This is a genomic window from Betaproteobacteria bacterium, assembly GCA_009377585.1.
Lineage (GTDB): Bacteria > Pseudomonadota > Gammaproteobacteria > Burkholderiales > WYBJ01 > WYBJ01.
Map to the genome: position 1 here is coordinate 29,356 of WHTS01000001.1, position 12,995 is coordinate 42,350.

Genomic DNA, 12,995 nt, shown 5'->3' on the forward strand with positions numbered 1-12,995 from the left:
AGGGCATCCGGCTCAGCCGGACCAGGACCTCTTGCATCATGCCGAGCTCGAAGGGGTGTGATTTCTTGTGCTGTGCGCCGACGGGCAGACGCTGCGATCCGCAGCGAAGCGTGTCGGGGTCCCGATGTTGCCACAGGCGGCCGCGTCTGGTTTGGCTGCGCGTGACAGTCCACAATGCGGCTGTACGGCTTCGGTGGATGGACGACGGCACTTCTACAATCGGCGCTCTTGGTGGACAATGCGGCTGAAATCCGAACGCGGCTGCGGCGCGCAGTCCAGGCGCGCAGTCCAGGCGCACAGCCCAGGCGCGCGGAGAGGCCGCGCGGAGAGGGCGGGGACCTCGCTTCCGACCCGGCAGCACATCGAACCCGAACGAAAGGTGACGCAATGATTTTCCCGAGCGTGGACGAGGCTCAGAACATTTTCGACCTGCGCGACATGGCCAAGCGGCGCTTGCCCAAGTGGCTGTTCGAATTCGTCGATCGCGGCACCGAGGAAGAGTGCGCGCTGCGCAACAACCGCGAGGCGTTCGAGCGCATCCGGTTTCGGCCGCGCATGCTGGTCGACGTGTCCGGCCGCAAGCTCGACACCACGGTTTTCGGCAAGGAACACAGGATGCCGATCGGCATCGCGCCCACCGGCGCCGCCGGCATGATGTGGTATCAGGGCGAGCTCGAGCTCGCGCGCGCCGCCAAGGACGCCGGCATTCCGTTCTCGCTCGCGACCGGCTCGATTACCAGCATGGAGAAAATCTCCGGCGAGGTGGGCGGCACGCTCTGGATGCAGCTCTACATGTGGGCCGATCGCAAGCTCTCGCATCAACTGGTGCGCCGCGCTTCGGCCGCGGGATTCGAAGCGCTGCTGGTCACTGTGGACGGCGCGGTCGCCGGCAACCGCGAATACAACCGCCGCAACGGCTTCTCCGTGCCCTTCCAGTACAACAGCAAGAACACGACCGACGTGCTCATGCACCCGCGCTGGATGCTGGGCGTGCTGGGACGCTACATCGCCAACGGCGGCATGCCGCAGCGGGTGAATTTTCCCGCGGAGCTGCAGGGCAAGGTCACGGCCGCTTACGGCGGCAACAAGGAAACGCGCAACGATTCGCTCAACTGGGACGACCTCAAGGCGCTGCGCGACATCTGGCCCGGCAAGCTGCTCGTGAAGGGGCTGCTGCATCCGGATGACGCGTCCAGGTCGGTCGAGCTCGGTGCCGACGGCGTGATCGTCTCCAACCACGGCGGACGCAACTGCGACTGCGCGCCCGCGCCGATCGAAGTATTGCCGGATATCGTCGCCGCAGTGGGCGATCGCACCACGGTCATCTTCGATAGCGGCGTGCGCCGTGGCAGCGACGTGGTGAAGGCCTTAGCGCTGGGCGCGAAGATGGTGCTGATCGGGCGCAGCACGCTCTACGGCACGGCCGCCGCGGGCTACGCGGGCGCGAAACGCGCGCTGGACATCTATCGCGGTGAGATCAGCCGCGGCATGGCGCAGATTTCCTGCAACACGGTGTCCGACATCGGACGCCACCACATCGCCTACGATTGGGAGCTGCAAGGCGCGAGCTCGTCTCGTTCCGGTTCACGTCTGTCCGATAGCGACTACACCGAGGTCGCACAGAACGTGAGCACGCTGCGCCGGTGATGCTTCTGCGGGGACGAACGCGCAAGCTCGAGGAGTCGAAGGCATCCGGTTGGCAGGCGCCGAGCAATCCGGGCGCTCGCCTCCTGGGCTGTTGCCTGCTCGCCCATGCGGCCGTCGCGGCCACCGCCGGCGCGCCCGAGTTTCCGCATCGACCGATACGCCTGATCGCCTCCGGCGTGGGCGGGACGGGAGACTTCACCGCGCGTCTCATCGGTCCTCACCTGACGAGCCGCCTCGGCCAGCCGGTCGTCGTGGACAATCGCCCGGGCGGCGTCGTTCCCGGTCAGATCCTGGTGGAGGCGCAGCCGGACGGCCATACCCTGATGCTGACGGGCGCCGTGACCTGGCTCTCGCCTTTCATGCGCACATCGGTGCCGTTCGATCCGGTGCGCGATTTCGCGCCGATCATGCTGGCGATTCAATCGCCCAATGTGCTCGTGGTCCATCCGTCGCTGCCGGTGAAGACGGTCAAGGACCTCGTCGAGCTGGCGAAGCAGAAGCCGGGCGAGCTCAACATGGCGAGCTCCGGCATCGGCAATTCGAACCATCTCGCCGGCGCCATCTTCAGCGCGATGGCGGGTGTGGATATCACGGTCATTCCCTACAAGGGGGCGCAGCTCGCGCTGAACGACGTGATCGGCGGGCGGGTCCAGTTGATGTTCGCCACCGCGAACGCCTCGAAAGGGCATCTTGCGGCCGGACGGTTGCGGGCGGTAGGAGTGACCACGGCGCAGCCCACGCGCCTCATGCCGGGCTTGCCCACCATCGCATCCGCGGGCTTGCCCGGTTACGAATCGGCCGCGACGATCGGCGCCTTCACCCGCGCAGGCACGCCGCCGGCCGTCATCGGCCTGCTTCACCGCGAGATCGCGCAGTTCCTGCAGCGCCCTGATATCACCGAGCGCTTGTTCAACGCAGGCATCGACGTGGTGGCCAGCACACCGCAGGAATTCGCCGAGCTGATCCGCACCGAAATGAAGGTGAAGGGCAAGATCATCCGCGATGCCGGCATACGGATGAATTGAGTAAGCGCGCAGCCATGGCCCGAGCCTTCATTCCCTCACCCCCATCCCCTACCCAGGAACCTGCCCGCCCCAGCGGGCACGCGACGCTCCCCTCTCCCCCTGGGAGAGGGGCTGGGGGTGAGGGAAGAGACGCCAGGTTCCAGGGCGCAAGTCGGGATGCGCGCATCGTGGCGTCTCTCCCGCAGGGAGAGGGGAGTCTTGTGCGGAAAGCGTGCCGGCCGGTTCGAACCATCGATATGAGAAAGGAAGGGAGCGCCCCGTGACAATCGAGCTGCACACCTGGAACACCCCCAACGGCCGCAAGATCAGCGTGGCGCTGGAGGAGATGGGCCTGCCTTACAACGTGCACACCGTGAACATCGGCAAGAACGAGCAGTACCAGCCGGAGTTCCTGAAGATCAGTCCGAACAACCGCATTCCCGCGATCGTCGATAGCGACGGGCCCGGCGGCCAGCCGATCAGCGTGTTCGAATCCGGTGCGATTCTGATCTACCTGGCGGAGAAAACCGGCAAGTTCCTGCCCACCGACACGCGCAAGAAGGTCGCGGTGCTGGAGTGGCTGATGTGGCAGATGGGCGGATTCGGGCCGATGCCCGGCCAGGTGCATCACTTCCTGCAGGTGGCCGATCCCGCCGACCAGAAGTACGGCCTGGAACGGTACTCGAAGGAGACGCGCCGCCTGTATGGCGTGCTGGATCGGCGCCTGGCGGGCCGTGACTACGTCGCCGATGAGTGCTCCATCGCCGATTTCGCGATTCTCGGCTGGGCCTGGCGGCACGAGCGGCACAAGGTGGATCTGGCGGAATTCCCGAACGTGAAAGCGTGGTACGAGCGCTGCATGGCACGACCTGCGACCAGGAAGGGCTTCGAGGTCGCGCTCTCCTGAGCACGTCGATCGGACGCTCCTTACCGCCGCCCGATGATCAGCCCTCCGCCCGCGAGCATCAGCGAGTTGAACAGGAACACCGGCGTCACCCCGAAGGCCGTGCCGAGTGCGCCGAACATGAGCGGGGTCACCATGTGGGTGAAGTTGTTCAGCGTGGCGCGCAGTCCCAGCGCCTCGCCGGAACGCCCGCCCGGTGCCCGCTGGTAGATCAGCGATAGCGACAGCGGCTGTCCGCATCCGGTGCCCAAGCCCAGGATGAAGCAGATCACGCACAGCACCACCATGTGGGTGACGAACGGTACCGCGACATAGGTGACGGCCGCCGTGAACATGGAGGCGACCAGCACCCGTTCCGCGCCCAGCCGCTCGACGATGGCCGGCATCCAGATGCGCACGATGAACGCCGCCGCCGAGAACGTGCCGAGCACCACGCCGATCTGCGAGGCGGAAAGACCGATGTAGTGCCCGTAGATCGGCATGTAGAACTGAAACAGATCGATCCCCGTCAGCAGCACCGCGCCGGTGATCAGCACCCGGCGCAGCGGACGGCTGGTGAAAAGAAGCTCGAACGGTTGCGACGAAGCGGCTGCTTCGTCCTTGGTGATGGCATCGTCCGCCTTGTGCCGGCTGCGGCCGCTGCTCACGTGTTTCGCCGTGCCCATGATGACGGCGGTGATCAACGGCGACGCGGCCAGGATGAGATACGCGTATATGTATCCGACGTGATCGATGGCGAACCCGGCGACCAGCGGCCCGATGAAACTGCCCGTTGCCATCGCCAGACCGAAGTTGCTGAAGTTCTTGGTGTGATCCGCCTTCGCGCCGATGCCGCCGATCATGTTTTGCACCGACACGTTGTAGAACACGTGCCCCGCGCCCACCAGCGCTGCCTGAAAATAGAGCGTGGTCGTATGCGGAAACCAGTACGGCAGCGTGAGCCCGAACGCGATGCCGCACGATCCAGCCACCATCGGCCAGCGTGCGCCCAGCCGATCGGTCAGCTTGCCGGCAAAGATGGCGAGGATCATCGGAAACAGCGAATACAGCGCCACCAGCACGCCGATGACCACTTGCGGCGAGCCGAGCTCGATCGAGAACAGGGTGATGATGATCTTGCTGCCCTTCATGGCCAGCATGTTGCACACCACCATGAACATCACGACCCAGATCGACATCACTCGTTCCCAATCCCGTTCCGGCGCTTCAGGTCATGCAGCCGGCATTGTTGCACAGCGTTCAGCGTGCCATGCCGCTTTCGCGCCTTTGCCTCGAGCGCCTGCGCTCCTTGCCGAGATTCCACGCCGGTATCGCCGCCAGGATGAACACGATCGCGATCATCAGGAAGCCGTCGTTGAAACCGCGTGCGGACGCCTGCGCCTCGATCATCTCGTTGAGGTAATGCAGCGCGCCCGGCCCCCGCACGTGCTCGGACAGACCCAACTCCGCCAACAGGTCCCTGACCTTGGATAGCAGCTCCACGCTGGTCGTGTTGGCGGGCGTCTGGGTCGCGGCCATCGCCTGGGCGTGAAATTCGGTGCGCTGCTCGATGAACACGACCAACGCGGTGACGCCGCAGGAGCCGCCGAGCTGACGGATGAAATTGATCGTGCCGGTGCCCCGGTGCAGCTGCGCAGGGGTGAGCGCGCGCAGCGCCGAGACGTTGAGCGAGGGGATGATCAGGGCCATTCCGCAGCGGGCGACCACGATCATGCCGGCGAAAGCGAGGAAGGTCGTGTTCGCATCGGTTCCGCTCATCAGGTAGTTGCCCAGCGCGAACAGGGTGAGGCCACACATCACCATCAGATTGGCCGGAAGGGCATCGGCGACGCGGCCGAAGATCGATGTTCCCGAGATCACGAGCATTCCGGCCGGAACGAGCAGCAGCCCGGAGAGGAACGGCGTGAACCCCTGCACGTGCTGGACGGTAACCGGGATGAGGTAGTTGGATGCGAAATTGCCGAGGCCGAACACGAACGCGACGATGACTGCCGAGGTGAACTGCGGGATTCGGAAGAGCGAGAAGTCGAGCAGCGGCGCCTTCGATCGGAGCTGCAGCCACACGAACGCCGTGCCGGTGGCCAGCCCGGTCGCCGCCATCGTCACGATCGGGTTGGAGTCCCAGCCGAAGCGCTGCCCGTTGGCGCCGGCGAAGAGCAGCGTTGCCAGGGTCGCAACCAGCAGTGAGTAGCCGAGCCAGTCGAATCTGGGCAGGGCGCCCCGCTCCTCCCGCCCCGGCAAGTACAGCATGCCGAGGAACAACGCGACGATACACACCGGCACGGGCATCAGGAATATTTCTCGCCAGCCCAGGGTGTCGATCACCAGGCCGCCGACCATCGGCCCGAGCATGGGGGCGATCTGAATGCCCATGCCGTGGATTGCCATGGCCTGGCCGCGGCGGTCCGCAGGGAACTGGCTGAAGATGAGCGCCATGATCATCGGCTGCACCACCCCGGCGGCGAATCCCTGCAGCACGCGCCCCAGGATCAGCATCTCGATGTTCGGGCTGAAGAAGCAAATCGCGGTGCCGGCAAAGAACACGACGTTGACCACCATGAATGCGCCGCGCACCCCGAGGGCGCGCGCGAACCAGGCGCTCAGCAGCTGGCTTGCGACCATGGTCGCAACGAACCCTGTCGCCAGCCACTGCGCCTGGTCCTGCCCGACCCCGAACGCGCCCATGACCGTCGGCACCGCGACATTGGCGATCGTCGACGAGAGCACCATCGAGATCGCGCCCGCCATGCCGGCGATCGTTACGAGCCACTTGTTGGTTGGAGATGCGGCAGTGGTCGACAACGGGCTATGACGTGGATGTATCGGCTTGGGGAGGAGGCAGAATCGTTCGGTGCGCTACGTGAAGGCGACCGTGAGCGCTGCAAGAGGGTGATTCTAGCCCGTGCGGGCCGGGCCCGGGCCGCGATATGATCGCAGGCGTGCGCTTGTGTGAGGAGAGGCCATGAAGATCACCGACATCAAGACCTATTCGCCGGTCTATCCGGTCAAGGATCCGTTCTCCAACGCCATGCGCACGACGCGTGAGCGGCCGTTCGGCGTGGTCGAGGTCATCACCGATGCCGGCATCACCGGCTGGGGAGAAGGGGCCACGGTGCCGGCGCGGCGTGCGCTCGAATCCCAGGCGATCGGCCGCAATCCATTCGACCATGAAGTCATCTGGGAAGGGTTGCACAAGCAAGGCGTCGACCCCGCTGCGATCAGCGCGGTCGATATTGCGCTGTGGGACATCATGGGCAAGGCGCTGCAGCAGCCGATCCACCAGCTGCTGGGCGGCGCATTCCGCACGCGCGTGCAGGCTTACGCGACGGGTCTGTTTCGCCGCGAACGCGCCGATCGCACCGCCGCCCTGGTGGAAGAAGCGCGCGGCTACGTCGACGAGGGTTTCAAGGCCATGAAGATGAAGGTCGGGTTCGGCCCCGACTACGACATCAGGAACGTGGCGGCCGTGCGCCGCGCGATCGGCGACGATATCCTGTTCGCGGTGGACGCCAACTGCGGTTACGACCGCGGCACGGCCATCGCCGTGGGGCGGGAGATCGCCAAACAGAATCTGCTGTGGTTCGAAGAGCCGACCAGTGCCGACGACGTCGAGGGCTACATCGAGATCGGCCGAGCCCTGAACATCCGCATATCGGGCGCCGAGCAATTTCGCGGCCGCTGGGCCTTCCGGCGCGTGATCCAGGAGCGCGCGCTGGACATCATCCAGCCCGACGTCTGTGTCTGCGGCGGCTTCACCGAGTTCAGGAAGATCGCCGCCATGGCGAGCGCCAACCATGTGAGAGTCATCCCGCACATGTTCGGCACCTCGATCCGGCTTGCCGCCACGCTACACCTGCTCGCCGCGCTGCCCGATTCGCCCCGTGCACTGGAGCCGTTCCCGACGCTGCTCGAGTACGACATGAGCGAGAATGCGCTGCGCACCGAGCTCGCGCGCGAGCCCATCCGCCACAGCGACGGCATCGTCGCCGTGCCGCAAGGGCCCGGCCTGGGTATCGAGATCGATCGGGAGGTACTGCGCAGATATTGTTAGCTCGGTCGGGAAAACGGACAAACCTGCGTCTGCGAATCGACGCCGTAGCGCGCGCAAGCGGTGGCGTCGTCTACGCTGAGTGTCAGCGTCGGTATGGGATCGCCGCCACTGCGGCGGGAATTGGAGGAGATGGTGTTGAAGATGTCGTCGTTGTTTGCGAAAGCCGTTCTGGCTGCGATGCTGGCCTCGTCCTTCCAGGCGGGCGCCGAGAATTACCCGAACAAGCCGGTGCGCGTGGTCGTTCCCCTCTCGCCGGGCGGCGCCACCGACATCCAGGCGCGACTTTTTTCGCAGAAGCTCTCCGAGGCGCTGCAGCAGACGTTCCTGGTGGACAATCGGCCCGGCGCGGGCGGCATGATCGCCTTCAAGCACATCGTCCAGCAGGCGACGCCCGACGGCTATACCTTGCTTGCCACATCGCCCGGCTTTACCAATGTCCCAGCGCTCTACGAGAAGCCGCCGTTCGATCCGCAGAAGGATTTCGAGCCGATCATCCTTATGAGCAAGGCGCCCTACGTGCTGGTGGTGAATCCGAAGTTTCCGGCCCAAAACATAAGCGAGTTCCTGGGCTGGGCCAAGGCTAATCCGCGCAAGCTCAACTTCGCGATCTCCGGGATAGGCACCACCATTCATCTCGCGCAGGTATGGCTCGCCGATGCGACCCGCATCGAGATGACGACCATCCCCTACAAGGGAACGGGCCCGGCGACGCAGGATCTGATCGCGGGGCAGGTGCATGCCAGCTTCGCCAACGTCATCAGCGCGGGGCCGCATATCAGGGCCGGCAGGATCAGGCCGCTGGCGGTCACCACGGCCGAACGATCGGCCGGCCTGCCCGAGATCCCGACCTTGGCCGAGTCCGGATTGACCGGCTACGAAGTGACAACCTGGCACGGATGGCTCGCCCCGAAGGGCACGCCGCGCGCCATCATCGGTACGCTCAATGGCGCGTTGAACCGGGTGCTGAAGGACCCGGACGTGGTGAAAGTGATCTCGGCCGACGGCGGCATGATCGTCGGTGGCACGTCGCAAGCATTCCGCAAGCACATCGGCGAGGAGATCGAGCGCTGGCGGCGCCTGGTCAAGCTCGCCGACATCAAGCCGCGGGACAAGTGACGGCGCCGCGCGGGCCCCGCTGCGAGCCGAGCGGGCAGAGCGCATCGTCTCGCGGAAGGCTTCCGAGGCGTTCGGATCGCAGGGCGTGCTGCCGTCCTGGATCTGGAAACGGGCACTGACATGCGCGTCGTGATCGTCGGCTGCGGATTCGGCGGCTTGTTCGCAGCGCGCGCGTTGTGCGACGCATCGTTCGAGATCACCGTGCTGGATCGCGTCAATCACCATACCTTGAAGGGCGAATTCCGCCGCTATGACCCCCGCAACGCGCGCGTCGTGCTGGTCGAAGGTATCGATCGCGTGCTCTCTGCGTATCCACCAGACTTGTCGGAGCGCGCGCGTCTGCAGCTCGAGCGCCTCGGCGTCACGCTTTGGCTTGGCAAGCGCGTGATCGGCATCGATGCCGACGGCGTCGACCTCGGCGGAGAACGGCTCGCGGCGAAGACGGTCATCTGGTGCGCAGGCGTTGCGGCTAGTCCACTCGGCGCATCGCTCGGCGTGCCGCTCGATCGCACCAAGCGTGTCATCGTCGAGGCTGATCTCACCGTGCCAGGGCACCCGGAGATCCAGGTGGTGGGCGACCTCGCCATACTGCCGATGCATAGCCCTCCCGTGCCAGGCGTGGCGCCGGCTGCAAAGCAGATGGGCAGGCACGCTGCTCGAAATCTACTCGCCGAGCTCGCCGGAAAAAAGCCAAGCCCGTTTCGGTATCGGGACTACGGGCAGCTCGCCACGATCGGTCGCAGCAAGGCGGTTGCGATGTTCGGTCGTGTACACCTCTCGGGTTGGCTCGCCTGGGTTACGTGGCTGACCGCCCACATATATTTCCTGATCGGATTCCGAAACCGCCTTGTCGTGCTGATAGACTGGGCCTGGTCCTATTGGACCTTCGATCGATCGGCGCGAATCGTGGCCCGCAACGATAGGGCGGCGGGGTCATAACCAGCGTGCGCTATCAGAACTCCGAGCGTTTCCGCCGGTCCGGCCTCTCGCGCCGCCTGCCGGCCATGCGTTTCCTGTCGCCTTCCGTTCGTCGTTCGCCGTGGCGGCGATCCTCGCCGCTGCGACGGTCGGTGAAGGTCACGTCGTGTCTCGCCCTCGTCGCCGCCAGCCACCGAACCCCTTCTTGATCGATGTAGTAGCAATCCGAGAAGTCGATGGTCAGGTCGCGGGTGCGGGCGACCGCGCTGTGGAAAGTCGATTCGACAACGGGCAGGGAACCGTAATAGAGATTGCCGCGGAGCTTCAGAACGTTGCCGCGCAGGCTGATGTTGGGATGCGCCTGTGCCCACTTGGAATATGCAATGGCGAGAACGGATCCCACGATCACTGCGCCGAACAGGTCGAGCAACAGCACCGATAGAAAAGACGCCATGAACACCACCGTTTCACGGCGATCCTTGAAGTGGGGTTTGATGTCCTCCCAGTTGATCATGTTCGCCCCGAGCAGCATGATGATCGCGGCCATGGTCGGCATGGGGATGATTGCAATCAGCTGGGCAAGAAACAATACGAGGAGCAACAGCCACAGCGCCGAGCTGGCAATGGCGATACGGCTATGAATCCCGAGTCTGTGCACCAACCACATGCGATTGAATGACGCGCACGTGGGCAGCGACGACAGGAATGGAAGCAGGCAGTTCGATACGGCGTCTGAAAAGATCGCCTTGCGGCTGTCGGTGTAACCGCCGACTTTGCGATTCATGCGGCGCATTGCCGCGACCGTCTGGAACAGTCCCAACAGCGCGAGCGTGACGGCCCCGGGCACGATCGCAATGACATCCGGCATGGCCTCCTGGCTGAACAGCGGCAGCGAGGGAGACACGAAGCCGATCGACGACAGATTGCCGATCTGTTCGATGAGTGTGTTGTCCAGACCCAGGGTGGCGGTCAGGTACTCCGAATACAGGGTACCCGCCGCAATGCCGAACAGAATCGCCCAATTGCGCAACCGCGCGAACTGCTGCACGATCACGCAGGTGATGAGGGTGATCATCCCCACCTGGATGGCGTGCATGTTGCCGATCTCCAGCACCGCGAGAAGCGACTGCCATGCGATCCAGAGGGGCCATTCCACTTCCGTATTGAGCGGCAGCCCACCGAAGGTAGTCAGGGACTTGAAGATCAGAAACAGACCGATGCCGCAGATCATGCCGTTGATGACCGGCTCGCTTATCAGGTCGAGCATCCTTCCCAGTGGCCGCACCAGATAGAACGCCAGTTGGATCAGGCCAGCCATGAGTCCGAGCGTCAACGCATAGCCCATGTACTCGGCGCCGAAGGGAGGCGCAAGCGGCAACAGGGTGATGCCGATCGTGGCGGACATCGCGGTGTTGGGACCGCCATGGAAAACCCGCGACGGATTGAGCAGAGTGCAGAACAGAACGCCCCAGATGGCGGCGTATATCCCGAAATGGGGGGGAACCCCGGCCAACGTGACCGAGAATGCCACAGCCTGGGGCAAGGTCACCAGCGCGAGGGTCAGGCCCACCACCAGATTGCCCTGTAATTGCGGCCAATGCTGGGCAACGACGGCCTTGTCTTTCAGTGCTAGCGCGAAAGGTCTCATCTATCGCGCTCCGGCAGCCTGCTGCCCTGGCTGCGCTCCGGCAGCCTGCTGCCCTGGCTGCGCTCCGGCAGCCTGCTGCCCTGGCTGCGGACTCTTCTCTGCCGATTCCGTCAGCTGCATCAGCGGCGGCAGCACCGTCATCAGAAGCTGGTTGCGCAAAGCGATCAGCGGTCCTTGGCGATCGCCCGCGGGTCTGGGCAGATTGCTGATGTAAAAAGCAATATCCCGGCACTGTTGATTGTCGAGCGTGTTTTCCTGCCCCAATGGCATGTTGCGGCAGATGAAGCCAGGCAGGATGGTCGAGACATAGTAGAAGTAGTTGCGGGACTGCATATTCCAGGCGTTGGGCCCGGCCAGAGCGGGCGCGACGACGCGGCCCTCTGCCACTACGCCGAATGCCTGGCGGCCATGACACACCTGGCATTTCTCCTTGTAAAGCGCTTCGCCGCGAACATAGTCGTCGCCTTGCTTGATGGTGGCCGATGCGGCGATCTCGTCGACGCCTTGTTCATCGTAGTGATTGCCGATCTTGAGATCCAGCGCAGCCGAGAGAAAGCGACTATAGGCGGTGACATCGCGTACGAGGTCATCGGCAATGTTCGGCTTGTATCCATTGGACGAATTGATGTAGCACTGCATCTGCCGAAGCTCGTAGGGCAGGAGCAAGCCGGTAAAGCGATCGTACATGTCCGCCATCACCCATGAGGCGCCCAGGCTCAGCGAACCCTTCAGCCGGTTGCCGCTGGCATCCTGCTTGTCCCCGATACCTTGATGGCAGTGATCGCAGCTGGTGTGGCTGCCACGGATGAATCGTTTCGAGTTCCAGCGCTCGGCACCTGCAACGCGCGCGAAGTGCCCTTGCGTGTCGTCGATGATGTTGCAGCCGCGCTGGATCGCACGGACATCGGCCTCACTGTAGCCGCGAACCTTGACGGGAGCGCCGGCCTTTGCCAGGACGTACGGCGATTGGTAGTGCTCGCCGGCAGCGAGCCCATAGCGAGCGAGCTTCGCTTCGCAACCGGGTGTCAGCGCCACCGTGGATTGCCGGAGCTCTTCTCGCTGCTTGTGCTTGTGCGTTGCCAGGACATAGAGACCCCCCATTACAAGAAGCAGAAGGATCACTCGGGTCAGTTTTCCGGTCGGCGTGGACATGATCTAGTGCGTGTTCAATCCAAAACGATCTTCATTCGGGGTAAAGCGCTCCTGCTCCGCTTTCTCGAGTGAGCCTTCGCTCAATTGAAGGTGATGAGCAACCGCTCGGGCGAGAAGGCGAATGTCGCGGACGGCGGGATCATAGATCGTCGGCACGAATCCATTCATGGAACGGGCATAGCAGCGCCTTACGCTGTCTTCGAACGAGATGCGCTTTCCCGTCTTCCGGTCGAGGCGGTCCGAGTTGACGAAGCCGTACGCAAGATCCTCCGCCGTATGACAGGTGGAACAAGAGTTGGCGGCGTTGCCGGCGGTCTTACGGGTGAAGCGCGATGCGTACTTGTGAGTGAAAAAAACGAGGTTGTAGCCGTTCTGCACGGCTCTCACGAACTGACCGTCGTTGCCGAAGTGGTCGACGTGATACTCGGTGCGGAACCTTTCCCAGCCGGGCTCGGAGACCACTTCCGAGTGGAACACTCGAAACCCGGACGCCAGATGTGCCCAGATCACGAAGCCGGCCATCAAACCGATGGTGACTAGTGTTCTCACTCGTGT

Annotated in this window: 11 protein-coding genes; 6 read left to right on the plus strand and 5 right to left on the minus strand. The window is 64.1% G+C overall.

Annotated elements, in window-relative coordinates:
- The first annotated feature begins 387 nt into the window (after positions 1 to 387).
- The 3 genes from GEV05_00155 to GEV05_00165 all read left to right on the plus strand — a co-directional run bounded on the left by GEV05_00155 (position 388) and on the right by GEV05_00165 (position 3,558).
- A complete protein-coding gene (locus tag GEV05_00155; GenBank protein MPZ41818.1) occupies positions 388 to 1,647 on the plus strand; it encodes an alpha-hydroxy-acid oxidizing protein in 1,260 nt (419 codons plus the stop codon).
- Positions 1,644 to 2,672, plus strand: a complete 1,029-nt coding sequence (locus GEV05_00160; GenBank protein ID MPZ41819.1) for a tripartite tricarboxylate transporter substrate binding protein — start codon at positions 1,644 to 1,646, stop codon at positions 2,670 to 2,672. The genes GEV05_00155 and GEV05_00160 overlap by 4 nt, the downstream gene beginning before the upstream one ends.
- A 259-nt stretch (positions 2,673 to 2,931) precedes the next feature.
- Entirely contained in the window at positions 2,932 to 3,558 is a 627-nt protein-coding gene (locus tag GEV05_00165) for a glutathione S-transferase (protein ID MPZ41820.1), read from the plus strand.
- Between the two features lie 20 nt (positions 3,559 to 3,578).
- Here the strand turns inward: GEV05_00165 and GEV05_00170 are convergent, their stop codons facing one another.
- Positions 3,579 to 4,733 (minus strand): MFS transporter, encoded by a 1,155-nt coding sequence (locus GEV05_00170; protein MPZ41821.1) that lies wholly within the window; start codon positions 4,731 to 4,733, stop codon positions 3,579 to 3,581.
- 61 nt (positions 4,734 to 4,794) lie between these two features.
- Positions 4,795 to 6,303, minus strand: a complete 1,509-nt coding sequence (locus GEV05_00175) for a DHA2 family efflux MFS transporter permease subunit (protein ID MPZ41822.1) — start codon at positions 6,301 to 6,303, stop codon at positions 4,795 to 4,797.
- A 214-nt stretch (positions 6,304 to 6,517) separates the two neighbouring features.
- Between GEV05_00175 and GEV05_00180 the strand changes: the two genes are divergently transcribed.
- From GEV05_00180 to GEV05_00190, 3 genes are all read left to right on the plus strand, one after another.
- On the plus strand, positions 6,518 to 7,606 hold the full coding sequence (locus GEV05_00180; GenBank protein ID MPZ41823.1) for a mandelate racemase/muconate lactonizing enzyme family protein: 1,089 nt from the start codon (positions 6,518 to 6,520) through the stop codon (positions 7,604 to 7,606).
- A gap of 93 nt (positions 7,607 to 7,699) precedes the next feature.
- Positions 7,700 to 8,722 (plus strand): tripartite tricarboxylate transporter substrate binding protein, encoded by a 1,023-nt coding sequence (locus tag GEV05_00185; GenBank protein ID MPZ41824.1) that lies wholly within the window; start codon positions 7,700 to 7,702, stop codon positions 8,720 to 8,722.
- Positions 8,723 to 8,842: 120 nt separating this feature from the next.
- Entirely contained in the window at positions 8,843 to 9,661 is an 819-nt protein-coding gene (locus GEV05_00190) for a hypothetical protein (GenBank protein MPZ41825.1), read from the plus strand.
- A gap of 13 nt (positions 9,662 to 9,674) precedes the next feature.
- On the opposite strand, the gene GEV05_00195 is transcribed toward GEV05_00190, so the two are convergent.
- The 3 genes from GEV05_00195 to GEV05_00205 are packed head-to-tail and all read right to left on the minus strand — an operon-like array spanning position 9,675 to position 12,962.
- Entirely contained in the window at positions 9,675 to 11,288 is a 1,614-nt protein-coding gene (locus GEV05_00195) for a SulP family inorganic anion transporter (GenBank protein MPZ41826.1), read from the minus strand.
- Positions 11,289 to 12,440 carry a c-type cytochrome gene (locus tag GEV05_00200; protein MPZ41827.1) on the minus strand — a complete coding sequence of 384 codons (1,152 nt, stop codon included), beginning with the start codon at positions 12,438 to 12,440 and terminating at the stop codon, positions 11,289 to 11,291.
- Positions 12,441 to 12,443: 3 nt separating this feature from the next.
- Positions 12,444 to 12,962, minus strand: coding sequence for a hypothetical protein (locus GEV05_00205; GenBank protein MPZ41828.1), 519 nt, complete (start codon positions 12,960 to 12,962; stop codon positions 12,444 to 12,446).
- Positions 12,963 to 12,995: the final 33 nt, after the last annotated feature.

Excerpts from the sequence above, each read along its gene's own strand:
- GEV05_00155 (MPZ41818.1), top strand. The coding sequence starts at position 388 with ATGATTTTCCCGAGCGTGGACGAGGCTCAGAACATTTTCGACCTGCGC.
- GEV05_00180 (MPZ41823.1), top strand. The coding sequence starts at position 6,518 with ATGAAGATCACCGACATCAAGACCTATTCGCCGGTCTATCCGGTCAAG.
- GEV05_00170 (MPZ41821.1), bottom strand. The coding sequence starts at position 4,733 with ATGTCGATCTGGGTCGTGATGTTCATGGTGGTGTGCAACATGCTGGCC.
- GEV05_00190 (MPZ41825.1), top strand. The coding sequence starts at position 8,843 with ATGCGCGTCGTGATCGTCGGCTGCGGATTCGGCGGCTTGTTCGCAGCG.
- GEV05_00205 (MPZ41828.1), bottom strand. The coding sequence starts at position 12,962 with ATGGCCGGCTTCGTGATCTGGGCACATCTGGCGTCCGGGTTTCGAGTG.
- GEV05_00195 (MPZ41826.1), bottom strand. The coding sequence starts at position 11,288 with ATGAGACCTTTCGCGCTAGCACTGAAAGACAAGGCCGTCGTTGCCCAG.
- GEV05_00185 (MPZ41824.1), top strand. The coding sequence starts at position 7,700 with ATGGGATCGCCGCCACTGCGGCGGGAATTGGAGGAGATGGTGTTGAAG.
- GEV05_00175 (MPZ41822.1), bottom strand. The coding sequence starts at position 6,303 with ATGGCGGGCGCGATCTCGATGGTGCTCTCGTCGACGATCGCCAATGTC.
- GEV05_00200 (MPZ41827.1), bottom strand. The coding sequence starts at position 12,440 with ATGTCCACGCCGACCGGAAAACTGACCCGAGTGATCCTTCTGCTTCTT.